This is a genomic window from Streptomyces cirratus (assembly GCF_014650775.1).
Classification (GTDB): Bacteria; Actinomycetota; Actinomycetes; order Streptomycetales; family Streptomycetaceae; genus Streptomyces; species Streptomyces cirratus.
This window is the reverse complement of record NZ_BMVP01000015.1, coordinates 24600-44434: the sequence shown is the minus strand read 5'-3', so window position 1 is coordinate 44434 and position 19835 is coordinate 24600. Positions and strand designations below refer to the sequence as shown.

Genomic DNA, 19835 nt, shown 5'->3' with positions numbered 1-19835 from the left:
TGGAAACTTGGTGATACGTGTGCAACTGACACCGCACGAGCAGGAAAGACTGCTCATCCACGTCGCGGCAGATGTGGCCGAAAAGCGCAGGGCGCGCGGGGTGCGCCTCAACCACCCCGAGGCGGTCGCCCTGATCACCTCGCACATCCTCGAAGGCGCCCGCGACGGACGGACCGTGGCCGAGCTCATGGCCTCGGGCCGCACCGTGCTGCGCCGCGACGAGGTCATGGAGGGGATCCCCGAGATGATCCACGACGTCCAGGTCGAGGCGACCTTCCCGGACGGCACCAAGCTCGTCACTGTCCACGACCCCATCGTCTGAACGGGAGCACCCGCATGATCCCCGGCGAAATCGTCTTCGGGGACGGTCCGGTGCGCCTGAACGAAGGCCGCGCCGTCACCCGTCTCACCGTGCTCAACGCCGCCGACCGCCCCGTGCAGGTCGGCTCCCACTACCACTTCGCCGAAGTCAACCCCGGCCTCGACTTCGACCGCGCCGCCGCCCACGGGCAGCGGCTCAACATCGCCGCCGGTACCGCGGTCCGCTTCGAGCCGGGCATCCCCGTCTCCGTCGAACTCGTGCCGCTGGGGGGCCTGCGCACCGTGCCGGGCCTGCGCGGGGAAACCGGAGGGCCGCTCGATGGCTGAGATCTCGCGCCAGACGTACGCGGACCTCTTCGGACCGACCACGGGCGACCGCATCCGGCTGGCCGACACCGACCTCTTCGTGGAGATCGAACAGGACCTCAGCGGCGGCCCCGGACGCTCGGGTGACGAAGCCGTCTTCGGTGGCGGCAAGGTCATCCGCGAATCCATGGGACAGGCCCGGACCACCCGCGCCGAAGGCGCCCCCGACACGGTGATCACCGGCGTCGTGATCCTCGACCACTGGGGCATCGTCAAGGCGGACCTCGGCATACGCGACGGCCGGATCTGCGGCATCGGCAAGGCCGGCAACCCCGACACCATGGACGGGGTCGACCCCGCCCTGGTCATCGGCCCCGAAACCGAGATCATCGCCGGCAACGGGAAGATCGTCACCGCCGGCGCCATCGACGCCCACGTGCACTTCATCGCCCCCACCGTGATCGACGAGGCCCTCGCCTCCGGCATCACCACCCTCGTCGGCGGCGGCACCGGACCCGCGGAGGGCTCCAAGGCCACCACCGTCACGCCCGGACCCTGGCACCTGGCCAGGATGTTCGCGGCGCTGGAGGCCTACCCCGTCAACATCGGCCTGCTCGGCAAGGGCAACACCATGTCCCGCGAGGGCATGTACTCCCAGCTGCGCGGCGGCGCCCTCGGCTTCAAGATCCACGAGGACTGGGGGGCCACCCCGGCCGCCATCGACGCCTGCCTGACCGTCGCGGAGGAGACCGGCGCCCAAGTCGCCATCCACACCGACACCCTCAACGAGGCCGGGTTCGTCGCGGACACCCTCGCGGCCATCGCCGGGCGGACCATCCACTCGTACCACACCGAAGGCGCGGGCGGCGGCCACGCACCCGACATCATCACCGTGGTCTCCGAGCCGAACATCCTGCCCAGTTCCACCAACCCCACCCGGCCGCACACCGTCAACACCATCGAGGAACACCTCGACATGCTGATGGTCTGCCACCACCTCAACCCGGCCGTCCCCGAGGACCTCGCCTTCGCCGAGTCCCGGATCCGGCCGTCCACCATCGCCGCCGAGGACGTCCTGCACGACCTCGGGGCCATTTCCATCATCTCCTCCGACTCCCAGGCCATGGGCCGGGTCGGTGAGGTCGTGCTGCGCACCTGGCAGACCGCCCACGTGATGAAGAAGCGGCGCGGCTTCCTGCCCGGCGACGGCCCGGCCGACAACCACCGGGCCCGGCGATACGTCGCCAAGTACACGATCAACCCCGCGGTCGCCCAGGGCCTCGCCCGCGAGATCGGCTCCGTCGAGGTCGGCAAGCTCGCCGACCTGGTCCTGTGGTCCCCCGCCTTCTTCGGGGTCAAGCCCGAGGTCGTCGTCAAGGGCGGCCAGATCGCCTATGCGCAGATGGGCGACGCCAACGCCTCCATCCCCACCCCGCAGCCCATCCTGCCCCGGCCCATGTACGGGGCCCACGGGCGCGCTCCGGCCCTGAACTCGATCAACTTCACCGCGCAGGCGGCCCTCGACGACGGGCTGCCCGAACGGCTCGGTCTCGACAAGCAGTTCGTGGCCATCGAAAGCACCCGCAAGGTGAGCAAGACGGACATGCGCAACAACGAGGCCATGCCCAGGGTCGAGGTGGACGCCGACACCTTCACCGTCACCATCGACGGCGAGGTCGTGGAGCCGGCCCCGGCGGCGGAACTGCCCATGGCACAGAGATACTTCCTGTTCTGATGGGCGTCTCCCGATGAGCCTCGCCGCGCTGCTCGTCCTCGCGGACGGCCGCTTCCCCGCCGGAGGGCACGCCCACTCCGGCGGGGCGGAGGCCGCCTGCAAGGCGGGCCGGATCCACGACGCAGCCACCCTCGCCGAGTTCTGCCGGGGCCGGCTGCACACCTCCGGCCTGGTCGCCGCCGGACTCGCGGCCGCCGCAGCCCACGGCCTCGACCCGGCGGAACTCGACACCGCCGCCGACGCCCGCACCCCCCCGCCCGCGCTGCGGCTGGCCGCGCGACGGCTCGGCCGGCAGTTGCTGCGCGCCGCCCGGGCCACCTGGCCGGCCGCCGAACTCGACGCCCTCGCCGCAGCCTTCCCGCGCGGGGCCCACCAGCCCGTGGTGCTCGGCGTCACCGCCCGGGCCGCCGGGCTCGGGCCGCTGGACGCCGCGCACGTGGCCGCCTACGAGAGCGTCAGCGGCCCCGCCACCGCGACCGTGCGGCTGCTGGGCCTGGACCCCTTCGAGGCGAGCGCCGTGCTGGCCGGCCTGGCCCCCGAACTCGACGCCGTGTCCGGACGGGCCGCGAGCGCCGCCCTGCTGGCCCGGCACGAGGGACTGGAGGCGCTGCCCGCCTCCTCCTCCCCGCTGCTGGACATCGCGGCGCAGGCCCACGCCGAGTGGCCGGTCCGGCTGTTCGCCTCCTGACCGCCGCCCCACCCAAGGAGAAACCATGCACCTCGACCACGGGGACAGCTACCCCCACCGCCACACCCACAGCGCCGAGCCCGTACGGGCCGACGGCACGCGCCGGGCCCTGCGCGTAGGCCTCGGCGGACCGGTCGGCTCCGGCAAGACCGCCACCGTCGCCGCACTGTGCCGGGCCCTGCGCGCCGAACTGTCCATGGCCGTCGTCACCAACGACATCTACACCCGCGAGGACGCCGAGTTCCTGCTCCGCGAGGCGGTCCTGCCGCCCGAACGGATCGCCGCCGTCGAAACCGGGGCCTGCCCCCACACCGCCATCCGTGACGACATCTCCGCCAACTTGGAGGCGGTCGAGGAACTGGAGGAAAACGTCGGTCCCCTGGACCTGATCCTCGTCGAGTCCGGCGGGGACAACCTGACCGCGACCTTCTCCCGGGGTCTGGTCGACGCCCAGATCTTCGTCATCGACGTGGCCGGCGGCGACGACATCCCGCGCAAGGGCGGCCCCGGCGTCACCACCGCCGACCTGCTCATCGTCAACAAGACCGACCTCGCCCCCCACGTCGGCTCCGACCTGGACCGGATGGCCCGCGACGCCGCCGAGCAGCGCGGCGACCTGCCCGTGGCGTTCCAGTCCCTGCGCGGGCCCGAGGGAGTGGCCCCGGTGGCCGACTGGGTGCGCGCGCGGATCGCAGCCTGGGCCGTACGGTGACCAGCGCACCCCCCGTCGCCCCGGAAGCCCCCGCAGCACCCGCTGCCCGCGCTGCGGCCGGGCTGCGGGCCACCGCCCGGATCGCCGCCGCAGCCGACGGCCGGGGCGGCACCGCCCTGCCGCTGCTCGCCGGGGAAGGCCCGCTCGCCCTGCGCCGCACCCGCGGCGAGGGCGCCGAGGCCGGTGTGATGCTGGTCGGCGCGATGTCCGCACCGCTCGGCGGAGACCATCTGAGCGTCGAGGCCGACGCCGGACCCGGGGCCCGGCTCGGGCTCCGCTCGGCGGCGGCCACCCTGGCGCTGCCCGGCCGGGACGGCGCGCCCGCGCGGTACGACGTACGGCTGACGCTGGCCGAGGAGGCGGCGGTGCGGTGGCTGCCGGAGCCGCTGGTCTCCGTACAGGGCAGTGACCTGCGGGTGCGCACCCGAGTCGAACTCGCCCCCACCGCCCGGCTGCTGCTGCGCGAGGAGCAGGTGCTCGGCCGCACGGGGGAGTCCCCGGGCCTGCTCCGCAGCCGTCTGACCGTCCTGCGCGGCGGCCGCCCGCTGCTGGACCAGGAACTGGCCTGCGGGCCGGGGGCCCCCGGCGGCTGGGACGGCCCGGCGGGGCTCGCGGGCCACCGGGCGCTCGGCCAGCTCCTGGTGGTGGACCCGCAGTTCGCCGAGGCCCCGCCGGAGCCCGCGGTGCTGGGCGAGTTCGCGGCGGTGACCCCGCTGGCCGGGCCGGCCGTCCTGGTGACGGCCCTCGCTCCGGACGCGCTACGGCTGAGGGAACTGCTCGACGCGGCCTGCTCGACGTACGGCTGGTAACGGCAGGGCGGACCCGGGGCGAACCGGACACCGCTCAGCGGTACACCCCCGTCCGGATATCGGCTTGGCAAAGAACCGGACCGTGCACTGTCGCCCACTCCCGGTCAGGCGCAAGGATCCCCCTGCACGTCAACGACCGAAACCGACCAACACGGCTGCCCGTGACGGCACATGACGCAGGGGGAACAACCACGTGATACGCACCGCGGCGCTGGGGAGCGCCGCCACTCTGATCACCGGCGCACTGGCGGCGAGCCTGCTGCTCGCCCCTACCGCCGAGGCCGCCCCGGCCTCCGGCGACAACGGATACAACGAGGCGATCGGCGTTCAGGTCGCCGCCGCCCGCGCCGCCCGCACCGGGATCGACTGGAAGGACTGCCCCGCCGACTGGGGCTTCGAGAAGCCGATCCAGTGCGGCTGGGTGAAGGTCCCGCTCGACTACGCCAAGCCGTACGGCAAGACCATAGACCTGGCCGTCGACCGCGCGCTGAGCACCGGCACCAAGGAGGAGCGCCAGGGCGCGCTCGTCTACAACCCCGGCGGCCCGGGCGGCTCCGGCATGCGCTTCCCGCGCCGGACCACGACCAAGTCCCCGCTGTGGGTCAACACCGCCAAGGCGTACGACTTCGTGGGCTTCGATCCCCGCGGCGTCGGCCACTCGGCGCCCATCTCCTGCGTCGACCCGCAGGAGTTCGTCAAGGTCCCCAAGGCGGACCCGGTCCCGTCCGGCGAGGCCGACAAGCGCGCCCAGCGCAAGCTCGCCGCGGAGTACGCGGACGGCTGCAAGGAGCGCAGCGGCGAGATGCTGCCGTTCATGACCACGCCGAACACCGCGCGTGACCTGGACGTCATCCGGGCCGCGCTCGGCGAGAAGAAGCTGAACTACCTCGGCGTCTCCTACGGCACCTACCTCGGCGGGGTCTACGCGACCCTGTTCCCGGGCCACGTGCGCCGCATGATCGTCGACAGCGTGGTCAACCCGGAGCAGGACAACATCTGGTACCAGGCCAACCTGGAACAGGACGTCGCCTTCCAGATGCGCTGGAACGACTGGGAGGACTGGGTCGCCAAGAACGACGGCGTCTTCCACATCGGCGACACCCGCGCCAAGGTCGAGGCCAAGTGGCTCGAACTGCGCGCCAAGGCCAAGGCCAACCCGCTCGGCGGCGTGGCCGGCCCGGCGGAGCTCATCGGCTTCTTCCAGAGCGCCCCGTACTACGACTCCTCCTGGGTGCCCACCGCCCAGGCCCTGAGCGCGTACGTCGCGGGTAACGAGCAGCCGCTGATCGACGCGGTCACCCCGGACCTCTCCGACATCAAGGGCAACATCAGCACGGAGAACGGCAACGCCGTCTACACCGCGGTCGAGTGCGCCGACGCCAAGTGGCCCACCAGCTGGGCCAAGTGGGACAGGGACAACACCGCGCTGAACAAGAAGTACCCCTTCCTGACCTGGTCCAACGCGTGGATGAACCTGCCCTGCGCGACCTGGAAGTCCAAGCAGAGCACCCCGATCGAGGTCGGCGCGAGCGCCAAGCGCGGTCTGCCGCCGGTCCTCGTCGTCCAGAGCGAGCGCGACGCGGCCACCCCGTACGCGGGCGGCGTCGAGATGCACCGCCGCCTCGGCGGTTCGCGTCTGATCACCGAGAAGAACGCGGGCTCGCACGGTGTCACCAGCCTGGTGAACCCCTGCATCAACACCCGCGTGGAGGGCTACCTGCTCACCGGCAAGGTGGACGCGCAGGACGTGACGTGCGAGCCGCACGCCACGCCGGTCGCCCCGGCCCCGGCCGCCGCCAAGTCGGCGGCCCCGTCCCAGAGCGCCGAGCTGGCGCCGCGTGAGGAGCTCCCGGCCGTCCGCTAGGCCGCCGGCAGCACCCGGGCACGAACACGGAGAGGGCTCAGCGCGTCCTGCGCCGGGCCTTCTTCCGTGCCTGCTCCTCCTCCGCCTTCACCTCGGCGGCGTACCGGTCGACGTATTCCTGCCCGGACAGCTCCAGGACCGCGTACATGATCTCGTCGGTGACGGCCCGCAGGATCGCCCGCTCGCCCTCCAGGCCCTCGTACCGGGAGAAGTCCAGCGGCCGGCCGAAACGGATCGTGACCCGCCGGATGTTCGGGATCTTCTGCCCGGGCGGCTGGATCTCGAAGGTGCCGACCATCGCGCACGGCACGACCGGCACGCCCGCGCCGAGCGCCATCGCCGCGACCCCGACCTTGCCCTTGTACAGCCGCCCGTCGTGCGATCGGGTGCCCTCCGGGTAGATGCCGAGCAGTTCGCCCTTGGCCAGGACCCCGAGCCCTTCGCGCAGCGCCGCCTGTCCGGCGTCCTTGCCGGAGCGGTCCACCGGGATCTGGCCGGCGCTGCGGAAGAAGGCGGCCGTCAGCCGCCCCTTGAGGCCCGGGCCGGTGAAGTACTCGGCCTTCGCGAGGAAGGTGATCCGGCGTTTGAGGATCGCCGGCATCAGGAAGTGGTCGGAGAACGACAGGTGGTTTCCGGCGATGATCGCCGCTCCCTGCGGCGGGATGTTCTCCAGGCCCTCGATACGCGGTCGGAACAGCAGCCGCAGCAGTGGGCCGAGCAGCACGTGCTTGAGCAAGTGGTAGAACACCGGCCGTTTCCCTTCACCTGGCGGACACGTCAGTGTGGCGCACCCGGTGCCGGATGGGCAGATCACCTGCTGCCGGAGGCGGCCAGCCCGGCGGTCAGCATGCCCAGCAGCACCCACACGAACCACAGCCAGCCGTTGCTGCCGAGCACCACGGAATACGCCGCGACGGCCACCAGAGAGCCGAAGGTCAGCACGGCCATCGCCTTAACGGATCCGCTCATGCCCCATGGTGGCGCGGGGAGGGGCCGCCGCGCTACCGGCCACGCCCCTGGAGCGAGGCGAGATACGAGTTGTACGCCTCCAGCTCCTGGTCCCCGTTGCGCTCCGCCGCCCGGTCCGAGCGCTTCGCGGCCCGCTGCTCCGAGCGGTACCACTGGTAGACCAGCGCGATCAGCACCAGCACCGAGGGGATCTCGCTGAACGCCCAGGCGATGCCGCCGCCCCACTGCTGGTCGAGCAGCGCGTCGACGTGCAGGGAGGCCGGCGGGTTCTCGTACGACTTGATCATCGGCTGGCTCGCCATCATCAGCGCGATGCCGAAGAACGCGTGGAACGGCATGCCGGCGAACAGCTCCAGCATCCGCATCACGTAGCCGGGACGGTGCGGACCCGGGTCCACGCCCATGATCGGCCAGAAGAAGATCAGGCCGACGGCCAGGAAGTGCACCATCATCCCGATGTGTCCGGCCCTGCTCTGCATCAGGGAGTCGAACAACGGGGTGAAGTAGAGGCCGTAGAGGCTGGCGATGAAAAGGGGGATCGTGAAGGCCGGGTGGGTGATCACCTTGAGGTAGCGGCTGTGCAGCAGCATCAGCAACAGCTCGCGCGGTCCCTTGACGCCCCGGGCGGCCGGCGGGAGCGCGCGCAGCGTCAGCGTCACCGGAGCGCCGAGCAGCAGCAGGATCGGGGAGACCATGCTGATCACCATGTGCTGCACCATGTGCACGCTGAACATGACCATTCCGTAGTCGTTCAGCTTGGTGCACATCATCAGGGCCACGGTCAGCACACCGGCGGCGAAGGAGACGGTCCGGCCCACCGGCCACGCGTCCCCGCGCCGGCGCAGCCGCGCCACGCCCCACAGGTACAGGCCGAGCCCCAGCAGCGAGCCGATCAGGAAGAAGGCGTCGAAGGAGAACTCCAGCCCGCGCCCGAGAGTGAACGGCGGCAGGTCCATGTCCATGTCCATATTCATGTCCATGCCGTGACCGCTGTGATCCATCTCTTCACTCCCTTGACTGTGGCGCTCCACCACAGTAGTGCCGCCCCCGGACGACGAAGCGTCCGGGGGCGGTGTCAGAAGGGGGGAAACATCACAGAACGGTCTCCGCCTCGGCGTAGCGCTCGACGGGGACCGTCTTGAGGCTGCGCACGGCGTCGGCCAGCGGCACCATCACGATGTCGGTACCGCGCAGCGCGGTCAGCATGCCGAACTGGCCCCGGTGCGCGGCCTCCACCGCGTGCCAGCCGAAGCGGGTGGCCAGGACGCGGTCGTACGCGGTCGGCGTGCCGCCGCGCTGCACGTGACCGAGGATCACCGGACGGGCCTCCTTGCCGAGGCGGTCCTCCAGCTCGACGGCGAGCCGGTTGCCGATTCCGGCGAACCGCTCGTGGCCGTACATGTCGGTGCCGCCCGACTCCAGCGCCATCGAGCTGCCCTCGGCGGGCTTGGCCCCCTCGGCGACCACGACGATCGCGAACCGCTTGCCGGCCGAGAACCGCTCGCCGACGATCGCGGTCAGCTCCTCGATGTCGAAGGGACGCTCCGGCACGACGATGGCGTGCGCGCCCGCAGCCATGCCCGAGTGGAGCGCGATCCAGCCGGTGTGGCGGCCCATGACCTCGACGACCATCACCCGCTGGTGCGACTCGGCGGTGGTCTTGAGCCGGTCCAGGGCCTCGGTGGCCACCCCGACGGCGGTGTCGAAGCCGAAGGTCACATCGGTGGACGCGATGTCGTTGTCGATGGTCTTGGGGACGCCGACGATGGGCAGGCCGCCCTCGGACAGCAGGTTCGCCGCCTTGAGCGTGCCCTCTCCGCCGATCGGGATGATCGCGTCCAGACCGAGGTCCTCGAGGTGGCCGCGGGCCCGCTCCACGCCGTCGCGCAGGTGCGCGGGCTGGACGCGGGAGGAGCCGAGGATGGTGCCGCCACGGGCCAGGATGCCGCTGACGGCGTCCAGGTCGAGCTTGCGGTAGTCGCACTCCAGCAGGCCCCGCCAGCCGTCGTGGAAGCCGATCACCTCGTCGCCGTGGTCGACGACGGCGCGGTGCACGACGGAGCGGATGACGGCATTGAGGCCGGGGCAGTCGCCTCCGGAAGTGAGCACACCAATGCGCATGGCAGGAAGAACCTTTGCAACGTGGGCCGACGACCGGACCACGTCGTCCGGTTGGTACTGACCGCCAGCCTACAAGCGGATTCCCACCGGGCTGAACCATCCTCCACATGCTGGTCACATCCGTCGTACGAACGCACGCCGGCCCGGACCCCCCAAGGGAATCCGGGCCGAACGGCGCGTGACGGACGCGTTACGCGGGCTGGGTGGCCGCCGCGATGCGCTCGTCGCGCAGCGCCTCGTACCAGCGGTCGTCGAGACCCGGCAGCGCGTTCACATCGAGGGCCAGCTTCAGCAGCAGGTCCGCGATCTGCGGGTTGCGGGCCATCACGGGACCGTGCATGTAGGTGCCGAACACGGTGTCGTTGTACGCGCCCTCGGTGCCGTCGCCGGTGCCGTTGCCCCGGCCCAGGCGGGTGCGGGCGAAGGGCTTGGCCGTCGGACCGAGGTGGGTCACGCCCTGGTGGTTCTCGAAGCCCGTCAGCGGGGGCAGGTTCAGGCGCGGGTCGATGTCGGCGAGGACGTCGCCGACGCACCGCTCGCCCTCGCCGCGCACGGTGACCACGTCCAGCAGGCCCAGGCCCTGCTGGCGCTCGCCCACGTCGTTGACGAACTCGTTGCCGAGGATCTGGTACCCGGCGCACACCGAGAAGACGATCGCCCCGTTCGAGACGGCCCGCTCCAGGCCGCCGTCGCGCAGCAGGCGCTCCGCCGCCAGGCGCTGCGGCCGGTCCTCGCCACCGCCGATCAGGTAGATGTCACCCGAGGTGGGGATGGGCTGGTCGCTGCGCACGTCCACGCGCTGCACGTCCAGGCCGCGCTGGCGCGCCCGGCGCTCCACCACGAGGGCGTTGCCCTGGTCTCCGTACGTGCTGAGCAGGTCGGGGTAGACCCACACCAGACGCAGGCTGTTGTCGCTCATGCTCTTGTGTCCTCTGGAGGTATGAGTACTAGTTGCCGACGCGGCGGCGCACGTCCTGGAATGCGGTGTAGTTGGCGATCAGCTCGATCTGTCCGGGCGGGGCGAGCTGCACGGCCTCGTCGAGGGTCTCGCAGACCCGGAAGTCCAGGCCCGCGACCTCCAGGCGGACCGCGAGGTCCAGCTTGCGGTCGCCGATCACGAAGATGGGGTGACCGGCCAGGCGCGGGTAGTCCACGTCCCAGAGCCAGGAGGTGTCCGTGCCGTCGGCGCCGCGCGCGTTGACGGAAAGGATCACCGGCGTCGGCGGCGGGTCGATCAGTGAGAACGTCTCGAGCCAGCCCGCCGGGTTCTTGGCGAGCAGCAGACGCAGTTCACGTCCCAGGAAGGAGACCACGTCGTAGCGGCCGGCGACGGCCTGGACCTGGTACATCCGCTCCAGCGCGACCTGCGGCGGTACACCGAACACGGCCGCGACGGCGGCCGAGGTGGCGGCGTTGGCCTTGTTGGCGCGGCCGGGCAGCTGGAGGTGGATCGGCCAGGCGCTGCCGTGCGGGTCCAGTACGTGGTCGCCGGAGAGCACCCAGCTGGGGGTGGGGCGGCGGAAGCCGCACTCGCCGCAGAACCAGTCGTCGCCCGGGCGCTGCATGACGCCACCGCAGGAGGGGCACGACCAGGCGTCGTCCTTCCACTCCTGGCCGGCCGCGACCCACACCACGTTCTGCGAGGAGGACGCGGACCACACGATCAGCGGGTCGTCGCAGTTGGCCACGATGACGGCCTTGGAGCCCTGGAGCCCCTCGCGCCACTTCTCGGCCAGCATGCGGGTCTCCGCGGCACGGTCCAACTGGTCGCGGGAGAGGTTGAGCAGGGCGATCACCTTGGGGGTGACGTCCCGGGCCACTCCGGCGAGGTACTTCTCGTCGACCTCGATGACGCCGTACTTGGCGTCCGAGCCGCCCGCCAGCGCGGAGGTGATGCCGGCCGGCATGTTCGCGCCCAGCGCGTTGGAGACCACCGGACCGCTGGCCCGCAGCGCCTCGGCGATCAGGCGGGTCGTCGTGGTCTTGCCGTTCGTCGCGGAGACGAGGACGACGTCGAGATGCTGCGCCAGCGCGCCGAGGAGATCGGGGTCCAGCCTGAGTGCGACCTTGCCACCGATCACCGATCCGCTTCCGCGTCCCGCGGCCCGCGACACCGCCGCCGCGGCCTTGCCCGCCGTCACGGCCAGCTTGGCCCGCGGCGAAAGCGGCTCCGTGTTGCCTGCCATCGTCCCTTGTCCTCCTTGCGTCGGTCGGCCCCAGCCTATCCAGTACCTGCCGGGGCCTTGACCGCGGCGCCCCAGGGGCGGCGCGGATCTGCTCATATCTTCGCCCGTCGTAGGCTTACGGCCATGCGACAGCGCCTCATCCCCGGCACCACGGGACTCGTCCGCACCATGAGCCTGCTGGGCGATCCGGTGCTCCACTCGCCGTGCGCCGAGGTCACCGAGTTCGGGCCCTCCCTCGACCGGCTCGTCGAGGACATGTTCGCGACGATGTACGCGGCCAACGGCGTCGGTCTCGCCGCCAACCAGATCGGTGTCGCCAAGCGGGTGTTCGTATACGACTGCCCCGACGACGAGGACGTCCGCCACGTGGGACACGTCGTCAACCCCCGGCTGGTGAGCGCCGACGGTGACGAGTTCCGCGGCCCCGAGGGCTGCCTGTCGCTGCCCGGCCTGGAGGCCGGAACGGTCCGCTTCGACCACGCCGTCGTCGAGGGGGTCACCTCCGACGGCGCGCCGGTACGGATCCCGGGCACCGGGTTCTTCGCCCGCTGCCTCCAGCACGAGTGCGACCACCTGGAGGGCACGGTCTACGCGGACCGGGTCACCGGACTGCGGGCGCGCCGGCTGCGGCGGGCGATCGGCAAGACGGCGTGGGGCGCGCGAGGACTCGCGGACCTGCGCCGCGAGGCCTGACGGGAAGCCGGCCGCCCCCGGCGGCCGGGCCGCACTCAGAAGCCGGGTCCGCCCTGGCGGTTGCCGGCCGTGGCCAGGCGGCCCCACAGCAGGTCGGTCAGCGCCGCCACCAACTCGGCGCGCTCACAGGGGCGTTCGCCGAGCCACCAGTCACCCGCCGCGTGCATCATGCCGACGATGCCGTGCCCCCACACCCGGGCCAGGCGTTCGCTGCCCGGACCGAGGTCGACGCGTTCGCCGATGACCTCGGCCAGTTCCTCGCCGAGCCGGCGCAGCAGCGGGGCCGAGTGCAGGCCCACGTCGAAGCCGCGTTCGGCGGAGTGCGAGTCCTCCGCCGGGTGCATCAGGAACCGGTACACCTGCGGCCGCGCCTCGATGGCCGCGAGGTAGGTGTCGAGCGTGGACTCCACCCGGCTGCGGCGCTCGGCCGGTGCGTCCAGTGCGGCCCGCAGCGAGTCCAGCAGGGCGTCGGTGTGCCGGACGGCGAGCGCCTGGTAGAGGCCCGCCTTGTCGCCGAAGTGGCGGTAGAGGATGGGCTTGGTGATCCCCGCCTCCGCCGCGATGGCGTTCATCGAGGCCTTGGGCCCGTCCCTGAGTACGACGCGGTCGGCCGCTTCGAGCAGTTCCCGCCGCCGGCGCTCGGCAGCTCCCGGTTCCCCGGCCTGATGCGTGGTCTCCATGACGTGTTTCTCTCCCCGCCCTTGCGATGTGCGTGACGCCCACGCAACGTAACACCCCGCACACCCTGCCGATCGAACCGGCGGCGCTCCCGTGGCCGGTCGGTGCCCCGCTTGACAGTGCTTACTCGTCGGTAACAGACTGGGCCGCCGTGGCTGGTTACCGCAGGTAACGGCCTGCCGGTGACGGCTACGCGTACGCATGTGAGACAGCTGGAGGGGACATGGCGGAGTTCACCATGGAGCTCAACGACGACCAGAAGCAGGTGCGCGACTGGATCCACGGGTTCGCCGCCGACGTGATCCGGCCCGCGGCCGCCGAATGGGACGAACGCGAAGAGACTCCGTGGCCCGTCATCCAGGAGGCGGCCAAGGTCGGCATCTACTCCCTCGACTTCTACGCCCAGCAGTTCTTCGACCCGACCGGTCTCGGCATCCCGATGGCGATGGAGGAACTCTTCTGGGGTGACGCCGGCATCGCCCTGTCGATCGTCGGCACCGGCCTCGCCGCCATCGGCGTCCTCGCCAACGGCACCGAGGAGCAGATCGGCACCTGGATCCCGCAGATGTACGGCGACGCGACCGACGTCAAGGTCGCCGCCTTCTGCTCCTCCGAGCCCGACGCCGGCTCCGACGTGGGGGCCATGCGCACGCGCGCCGTCTACGACGAAGCCAAGGACGAGTGGGTGCTGAACGGCACCAAGACCTGGGCGACCAACGGCGGCATCGCAGGCGTCCACATCGTCGTCGCCGTGGTCGACCCCGAACTCGGGACGAAGGGCCACGCCTCCTTCATCGTGCCGCCGAACACCCCCGGCCTGTCCCAGGGGCAGAAGTTCAAGAAGCACGGCATCCGCGCCTCGCACACCGCCGAGGTGGTGCTGGAGGACTGCCGGGTCCCGGGCTCCTGCCTGCTCGGCGGCAAGGAGAAGCTGGACGAGCGCCTCGCGCGCGCCCGGGAGCGGGCCCGGGCGGGCGGCGGCGAGCGGCTCAAGAACGCGGCCATGGCCACCTTCGAGGCGTCCCGCCCGGCGGTGGGCGCGATGGCCATCGGTACGGCGCGCGCCGCCTACGAGGTAGCCCTGGACTACGCCAAGACCCGTACCCAGTTCGGCCGTCCGATCATCGACAACCAGGGCGTCGCCTTCCAGCTCGCGGACATGCGGACGCAGATCGACGCGGCCCGGCTGCTGGTGTGGCGGGCTTCCTGGATGGCCGTCGCGGGCAAACCGTTCACCTCGGCGGAAGGCTCGATGTCCAAGCTCTTCGCGAGCGAGGTGGCCAAGAAGGTGACGGCCCAGGCGGTCCAGATCCTCGGTGGCAACGGTTTCACCCGGGAGTACCCGGTGGAGCGCATGCACCGCGACAGCGCGATCTACACGATCTTCGAGGGCACGAGCGAGATCCAGCGCCTGGTGATCGCCCGCACGATCTCGCAGATGCCGATCCGCTAGGTCCCGGAGCCCGGGCGCCCGCCCCCGTCCCCCGCTGACGTGCGGGGGACGGGGGCGGCCGTCGTTCAGCTGGTCGCGGCGCCGATCACGACCAGCGCGACGATCGCCAGGGCGATCAGGGCCATCGGCGTCGCGATGATCAGCGCGGGAGGCCGCTGCCAGAGCGGCTTGCCCGGGTCGAGCGGGGGCCGGAAGCCGCCCACGGGAGGACCGAGCTTGCGGAAGGCCGAGCGCGGCACCAGGTTGACCAGCACCGTGAGCGGCGTGATGAACAAGGACGCCGGGCCCCACCACCCCTGCCACAGGGTCTTCGCTGACATGTCGCGCACGACGGCGGTACCGCAGTCACGGCAGAACGGGCCGTGCGTGCTCAGGAACCGCATCATCAGCACCAGCCCCTGGTGCCCGCGCACGGTGCCGGGCGCGGCCGGCTGGGCGCCGCACACGCGGCAGGCGTACCCGGGCTGCTGCGGGTGCTGGGGCTGCTGCTGGTAGGCCGCGTAGGGGTTGCCGTACGGGGCCCCCTGCTGATGCTGCGGCTGCTGCGCCGCGTACGGGTTGCCCTGCTGGGCCGCGCCCTGTTGGGGCGGCACGGCGTACGGGTTCTGCGGGACGGCGCCCTGTTGCTGCGGAGGTGGCGGAGTGGCCATGGTGGTTCCTCTGGAGACGTGGTGGCATCACCGGGCGCGGTGATCACGGAACCCTAGCCCGACTTGTCAGGAACGCAGCAACCGGGCGAGAGCGCGGCCGAACAGGAGTCGGGCCGCCGCCGCCACGACCGGGTCGAAGAAGCGCCCGAGCCCCCGTACCCGCAGGTCCTCGCGCCACTCGACCTCCGTGCCGGACGGCTCCAGGGGCCTCACCTCGATCTCCGCCCAGCCCAGGACGACGCGGCCGCGTTTGTCGAGACGCACCAGCCCCGCCGAACCCTCCGTCGGCGGCCGCCAGACGGTGACTTCCATCGGGTCGTCGAAGGTGACCCTCCCCACGCCCGTACGCGCCGTGAAGCGCGTTCCCACCCGCGTGGGCGGCGCCGTTTCGACGGTCGTCCGGGTGAAGGGGACCTGCGCCCCGTGGCGCGCCCAGTCCGTCAGCCTCGACCAGGCTTCGGCGACCGGGAGGCGGGTGCGGTGAACGATCCGGATCGGGGGCATGAGCGCATGGTAATCGGGCATACACACCGTGAACTCGACCGCGAATATGGGTTCCGTCAGGGGGCGGCGATCAGTAATACTCACCGCCACCGTGGATCGCGGATTCGACCGGGTGACCACCGGCCCTCCCGCCCCACACTGCGAGGAGGTGCGCCATGTGCTCCCACCAGCCCCCCTGCCCGTCCGCCGACAGCGCCGATCACGACGCTGCCCGCACCGTGGCCTCCCACCCCGAACAGGGATGGAGCCTGCTCTGCAACGGTCTGGTGGTGTTCGACGACACCGGGGAGCTGCTCCCCGACGGCCGCACGGTGGAGCCCCGCCGACCGGCCCTGGTCTGAGCCAGGAGGCAGCATGCGCCAGCAGCTGATCCGCAAGCCCGTCCCCAAGCCCGCCCCCCGAGACCTGGACCTGCGCACCCCGTCGGGCAGGCCCCTCCCGTACTGACGGCAGCACGCCCGCCGCCGCTACGGGAGAGGGGAACCGCGCGGGACCGCGCTCAGGCGGTCGCCGCCGCCGCGCCGCCCCGGAAGGCGTTCTCGTACGCGGCGTCGCCGATCGCCGCGCGGGCCTGCCGCTCGCCCTCGTCCCGCAGGGCCGTCAGGGACGGGGAGCCCATCTGCGGGCGCCCCACCGTGCGCCACCACGCGTGCCCGGTCCCCAGCAGGCGCGCCGCCAGTTCGCCGTCGCCCAGGCCCGCCACGGCCGCCGCGAGCACGTCCAGGCCGAGCGCGATGCCGAAGCGGTCGCCCAGCAGCCGCTTGCCGGACAGCATGGCCCGTACGTGGCGGGCCGCCTCCCCGTGGTTGCCGACGCCCAGCGCCGCGACGGCCAGGATGTAGTCGGCGTACGCCCGAAGCCAGCGTTCTCCCAGCTGCGCACACGCCTCGCGCAGCCCCCGGGCCTCCTCGGCCGCCTCCTCGAACCGCCGCTCGTCGCACAGCGCGTAGCCGGAAGCCAGCCGGCACAGCAGCCAGCCCGTCCCGTCCGGCCGGCCGCCGTGGGCCGCCCGCGCCCGGGGGCCCGCCAGCGCGAGCGCCCCCACCGGGTCGCCCGGCATCATCACCGCGACGGCGCGCAGGTGGGCGGCCCGCAGCGCGGGTTCCGGGTCGTCGAGCCGGGCCGCCTCGCGGGCGCACAGCCGTCCCAGCTCCGCGGCCGCGTCCATGTCGCCCTGGAGCAGGGCCGTCAGCCCGAGCGCCCACACCGCCTGGGTGTACGCCGGCCCGGTGCGCGGCCCGGACGCGAGCGCCCGTTCCAGGAAGCCGCGGCCCTCCTGGGCGTGGCCGCAGGCGAACCAGAAGAACCAGAGCGCCCCGGCCATCTCCTGGGCCGCCGTCGGATCGGTCCGCAGCAGGTGCTCCAGGGCCGTGCGCACCTGCGCGTGCTCGGCGCTCATCCTGCGGTACCAGTCGATCTGCCCGGGGCCCAGCCAGCCCCGCTCCGCCGAGTGGCACAGCGCCGCGTACCAGTGGGCGTGCCGGTCCGCGGCCGTGCGTTCCTCCCCGAGCTCGGCCAGCCAGTCGCGCCCGTACTCGCGGATCGTGTCCAGCATCCGGTAACGGGTCCCCGCGCCGCGCTCCTCGGTCCGCCGGACGACGGACTTCGCCACCAGCTGGGCCAGTACCCGCTCCACCCGGGCGGCGGGCAGCGGCCCGCCCGCACAGACCGTCCGGGCGGCGGCCACGTCGAAGTCCCCGGTGAACACCGACAGCCGGGCCCACAGCAACCGCTCCACCGGCTCGCACAGCTCGTGGCTCCAGCCGATGGCGGTCCGCAGGGTCTGGTGGCGGGGCAGCAGCGCGCGCGTGTCGGCCAGGACCTCGAACCGGGCGTCCAGCCGCCGCACCATCTGCTCCAGCGTCCACAACCGCATCCGTGCGCCCGCGAGTTCCAGGGCGAGCGGGATCCCGTCGAGCCTGCGGCACACCTCTGCGGCCAGCAACGCCCGTTCGGGATCGCGGAACGCTTCGGCGGCGTCGGGCATCGCGGCCACGGCCCGGGAGCGGAACAGGGCGAGGGCGTCGCTGTCCGGTGCCTCGTACGGCAGGGGGCGGACCTCGAAGACCACCTCGCGAGGGCTGCCGAGCGGTTCGCGCGAGGTGACGAGCACCGTCAGTCCGGGCGCGGACTGCAGGAGTTCACCGACGAGGTGGCGGCACGCGGGAATCAGGTGCTCGCAGGTGTCGAGGACCAGGAGCAGTTCCTTGTCGGCCATCCACGCGCACAGTTCCTCGTCCAGGGGGCGTGCGCAGTGGTCCGCGAGCCCGACGGCGTGCGCCACGGTGGTGGTCAGCAGGCCGGGGTCGCGCAGCGGCGACAGCTCGACCCACCAGAGCCCGTTGCGCCGGGGCCGGCCGCTCGCTGCGGCCCGGAGGGCGAGCCGGGACTTGCCGACGCCGCCGACCCCCGTCAGGGTGACCAGTCGGCGCAGGTCCAACAGTGCCCGTAAATCGTCCAGTTCGCTCTCCCGGCCGATGAAGCCGGCCGGTTCCGGCGGCAGGTTTCCCGGCACGGCGCGAGGGGCTGGCCCAGGGGCTCTACCTGCGGAGTGTGCCTGATTGTTGTTGACCGAGTACTCACCGAACACGGATGTATTGTGCGTGATCTTCTTCCGCGGCCATGCCGTCCGCGTCGGAATCCCCACCGGATTTCAAGTGCGCCGCTCAGCCGGCGAGGACCGTGCGCCGTTCGGGAGTGAAGGCGCCCCAGTTGCCGTCGGGCAGTCTGGCCCGCAGTTTCAGCGACCAGACCGTGCCCGCCGGCTCGGTCACCGTCAGCCGGTGCACCACCGTTCCACGGGGAACCGCGCCGGACCCGAACTGGATGACGGTGACGGGCTGTCCGTTGACGTAGAGCTGGTACTCGGCGGTCTCGTGCCCGGTGGCGGGAGCGGTCCAGGACAGGGTGACGGCGCCCGGGGAGGCGACCGCCGTGAAGCCGGAGGGCGCGGTGTCCGGGCCCTGCGCCGGGTCGGCGGGCGTGGTCACCTCGGCGAGGGGGCCGTCGGGGGAGGCGTTGTCGGAGCCGTCCCGCGCGCGGACGGTGAAGCCGTAGCGGGTGCCCGGCTGGAGGCCGGTCAGGGTGGTGGAGGTCTCGCCGGGGCCGGCCGTGTGGATCCGGACACCGCCCTGGTAGACGTCGTAGGCCGTCACGCCCGTGTCGTCGCTCGCCGGCGCCCAGGTCAGGCGGGCGGCCCGGGGGCCGTCGGCGCGGCCGGTGGTGGTGGCCGGGGCGGTGGGTGCCCGGTGGTCCTCCGCCCGGGCGGCCGGGGTGGTGACCCGGGCGGCCGCACTGTGGGGCGAGCGGCGGCCGTCCGCGCCCTTGGCCCGGACGGTGAACGCGTAGGCGGTCAGTGGGCTCAGCCCGGTGACGTCCACCATCGTCTTCTCGGCCGGCACGTCCCGGATCAGCCGGTCGGCCTGGAACAGCTGGTAGCCCGTCACCGCGGTCCCGCCGGAGGGCGCTTCCCACATCACGTGGACGGAAGTGGCGCTGCCGGCCTGGGCGGTGATGCCCGCCGGGGCGGGCGGCGACTGCGGCCCGCTCCCCGAGCAGGCCGCCAGGGCAAGGCAGAGGGAGAGCGCGGCGGCGGTCCGCCCCGGACGTCTGGCCGGATTTCGCACGGGAAGCGCCTTCCGCCGCAAGCCTCGTAAAGGTCTAGACATATATGGCACGGCCCGACGCGCCCCGGCAAGTCCCGGGCGCCGTACACCTCCGGTGGGTCACGCAGGGTCAACACCCGTACGGCGGACACGTGTTTCGCCCGAAGGCCCCCTCCACTGCGCCACCATGGCGGCGCCCGAAGGAGGCTTCGATGGTGATTTCCCTCTCCGTGATCGTCCTGCTCCTCGTCCTCGCGTGGATCTTCCTGCGGGGCGGAGGCCTCAAGTTCTCCCACGCCCTCGTCTGTGTCCTGCTCGGCTTCTACCTCGCGAGCAGCAGCGTCGCCGCGACCATCCACAGCGGGCTCGCCGCGACGGCGAGCGTGGTCTCCGGCCTCAACCCCTGAACCCCTCGGATCCCCTCATTCCCGACTCCCTTGATTCCGCCCGGTGATCGACTGTTGCGCGTTCGTGAATCATCCGGCTCCTCCATGGACTCATCCGACGGTTCGACCTAGCGTCTGGCGGCGGCGCGATGTCA

22 protein-coding genes are annotated in these 19835 nt (G+C 72.2%); 11 read left to right on the top strand and 11 right to left on the bottom strand.

The features are described from left to right. Positions 1-19: 19 nt before the first annotated feature. The 7 genes from IE207_RS27225 to IE207_RS27195 all read left to right on the top strand — a co-directional run bounded on the left by IE207_RS27225 (position 20) and on the right by IE207_RS27195 (position 6435). On the top strand, positions 20-322 hold the full coding sequence (locus IE207_RS27225; RefSeq protein WP_190186959.1) for an urease subunit gamma: 303 nt from the start codon (positions 20-22) through the stop codon (positions 320-322). Between the two features lie 14 nt (positions 323-336). Continuing rightward, positions 337-648 carry an urease subunit beta gene (locus tag IE207_RS27220; protein WP_190186958.1) on the top strand — a complete coding sequence of 104 codons (312 nt, stop codon included), beginning with the start codon at positions 337-339 and terminating at the stop codon, positions 646-648. Next, the gene (locus tag IE207_RS27215) at positions 641-2362 is read left to right on the top strand and encodes an urease subunit alpha (protein ID WP_190186957.1); all 1722 of its coding nucleotides are present in this window, start codon (positions 641-643) and stop codon (positions 2360-2362) included. The genes IE207_RS27220 and IE207_RS27215 overlap by 8 nt, the downstream gene beginning before the upstream one ends. Positions 2363-2375: 13 nt before the next feature. Beyond that, entirely contained in the window at positions 2376-3050 is a 675-nt protein-coding gene (locus IE207_RS27210; RefSeq protein ID WP_190186956.1) for an urease accessory protein UreF, read from the top strand. Positions 3051-3075: 25 nt separating this feature from the next. Then, the gene (gene ureG, locus IE207_RS27205; protein WP_190186955.1) at positions 3076-3762 is read left to right on the top strand and encodes an urease accessory protein UreG; all 687 of its coding nucleotides are present in this window, start codon (positions 3076-3078) and stop codon (positions 3760-3762) included. Continuing rightward, positions 3759-4571, top strand: a complete 813-nt coding sequence (locus IE207_RS27200; RefSeq protein ID WP_229874040.1) for an urease accessory protein UreD — start codon at positions 3759-3761, stop codon at positions 4569-4571. Before ureG ends, IE207_RS27200 begins: the two co-directional genes overlap by 4 nt. Before the next feature lie 193 nt (positions 4572-4764). After that, positions 4765-6435, top strand: a complete 1671-nt coding sequence (locus IE207_RS27195) for an alpha/beta hydrolase (RefSeq protein WP_190186954.1) — start codon at positions 4765-4767, stop codon at positions 6433-6435. Between the two features lie 37 nt (positions 6436-6472). Here IE207_RS27195 and IE207_RS27190 read toward each other — a convergent pair whose 3' ends face one another. From IE207_RS27190 to IE207_RS27165, 6 genes are all read right to left on the bottom strand, one after another. Then, positions 6473-7183, bottom strand: a complete 711-nt coding sequence (locus IE207_RS27190; RefSeq protein WP_190186953.1) for a lysophospholipid acyltransferase family protein — start codon at positions 7181-7183, stop codon at positions 6473-6475. Between the two features lie 62 nt (positions 7184-7245). After that, positions 7246-7404, bottom strand: a complete 159-nt coding sequence (locus IE207_RS27185; protein WP_190186952.1) for a hypothetical protein — start codon at positions 7402-7404, stop codon at positions 7246-7248. 32 nt (positions 7405-7436) lie between these two features. Continuing rightward, on the bottom strand, positions 7437-8405 hold the full coding sequence (locus IE207_RS27180; RefSeq protein WP_190186951.1) for a cytochrome c oxidase assembly protein: 969 nt from the start codon (positions 8403-8405) through the stop codon (positions 7437-7439). Between the two features lie 91 nt (positions 8406-8496). Next, positions 8497-9525, bottom strand: a complete 1029-nt coding sequence (locus IE207_RS27175; protein ID WP_190186950.1) for a 6-phosphofructokinase — start codon at positions 9523-9525, stop codon at positions 8497-8499. Between the two features lie 190 nt (positions 9526-9715). Further along, on the bottom strand, positions 9716-10444 hold the full coding sequence (locus IE207_RS27170; RefSeq protein ID WP_136211518.1) for a type 1 glutamine amidotransferase: 729 nt from the start codon (positions 10442-10444) through the stop codon (positions 9716-9718). Between the two features lie 28 nt (positions 10445-10472). After that, positions 10473-11711, bottom strand: a complete 1239-nt coding sequence (locus IE207_RS27165; protein ID WP_190186949.1) for a MurT ligase domain-containing protein — start codon at positions 11709-11711, stop codon at positions 10473-10475. 123 nt (positions 11712-11834) lie between these two features. Between IE207_RS27165 and def the strand changes: the two genes are divergently transcribed. Then, the gene (gene def, locus IE207_RS27160; RefSeq protein WP_190186948.1) at positions 11835-12404 is read left to right on the top strand and encodes a peptide deformylase; all 570 of its coding nucleotides are present in this window, start codon (positions 11835-11837) and stop codon (positions 12402-12404) included. 35 nt (positions 12405-12439) lie between these two features. Here def and IE207_RS27155 read toward each other — a convergent pair whose 3' ends face one another. Beyond that, positions 12440-13084 (bottom strand): TetR/AcrR family transcriptional regulator, encoded by a 645-nt coding sequence (locus IE207_RS27155; protein WP_190186947.1) that lies wholly within the window; start codon positions 13082-13084, stop codon positions 12440-12442. Positions 13085-13305: 221 nt separating this feature from the next. On the opposite strand from IE207_RS27155, the gene IE207_RS27150 reads away from it, so the two are divergent. After that, the gene (locus IE207_RS27150) at positions 13306-14535 is read left to right on the top strand and encodes an acyl-CoA dehydrogenase family protein (RefSeq protein ID WP_190186946.1); all 1230 of its coding nucleotides are present in this window, start codon (positions 13306-13308) and stop codon (positions 14533-14535) included. 65 nt (positions 14536-14600) lie between these two features. Here the strand turns inward: IE207_RS27150 and IE207_RS27145 are convergent, their stop codons facing one another. Then, positions 14601-15185, bottom strand: a complete 585-nt coding sequence (locus tag IE207_RS27145) for a hypothetical protein (protein WP_190186945.1) — start codon at positions 15183-15185, stop codon at positions 14601-14603. A 66-nt stretch (positions 15186-15251) separates the two neighbouring features. After that, entirely contained in the window at positions 15252-15689 is a 438-nt protein-coding gene (locus IE207_RS27140) for an SRPBCC family protein (protein ID WP_190186944.1), read from the bottom strand. Between the two features lie 155 nt (positions 15690-15844). Between IE207_RS27140 and IE207_RS27135 the strand changes: the two genes are divergently transcribed. Beyond that, a complete protein-coding gene (locus tag IE207_RS27135; RefSeq protein WP_190186943.1) occupies positions 15845-16030 on the top strand; it encodes a DUF5999 family protein in 186 nt (61 codons plus the stop codon). A 158-nt stretch (positions 16031-16188) separates the two neighbouring features. On the opposite strand, the gene IE207_RS27130 is transcribed toward IE207_RS27135, so the two are convergent. After that, positions 16189-18204, bottom strand: coding sequence for an ATP-binding protein (locus IE207_RS27130; RefSeq protein ID WP_190186942.1), 2016 nt, complete (start codon positions 18202-18204; stop codon positions 16189-16191). Positions 18205-18355: 151 nt separating this feature from the next. Then, on the bottom strand, positions 18356-19315 hold the full coding sequence (locus IE207_RS27125) for a fibronectin type III domain-containing protein (protein WP_229874039.1): 960 nt from the start codon (positions 19313-19315) through the stop codon (positions 18356-18358). Positions 19316-19506: 191 nt separating this feature from the next. Between IE207_RS27125 and IE207_RS27120 the strand changes: the two genes are divergently transcribed. Beyond that, a complete protein-coding gene (locus IE207_RS27120; protein ID WP_190186940.1) occupies positions 19507-19701 on the top strand; it encodes a hypothetical protein in 195 nt (64 codons plus the stop codon). Positions 19702-19835: the final 134 nt, after the last annotated feature.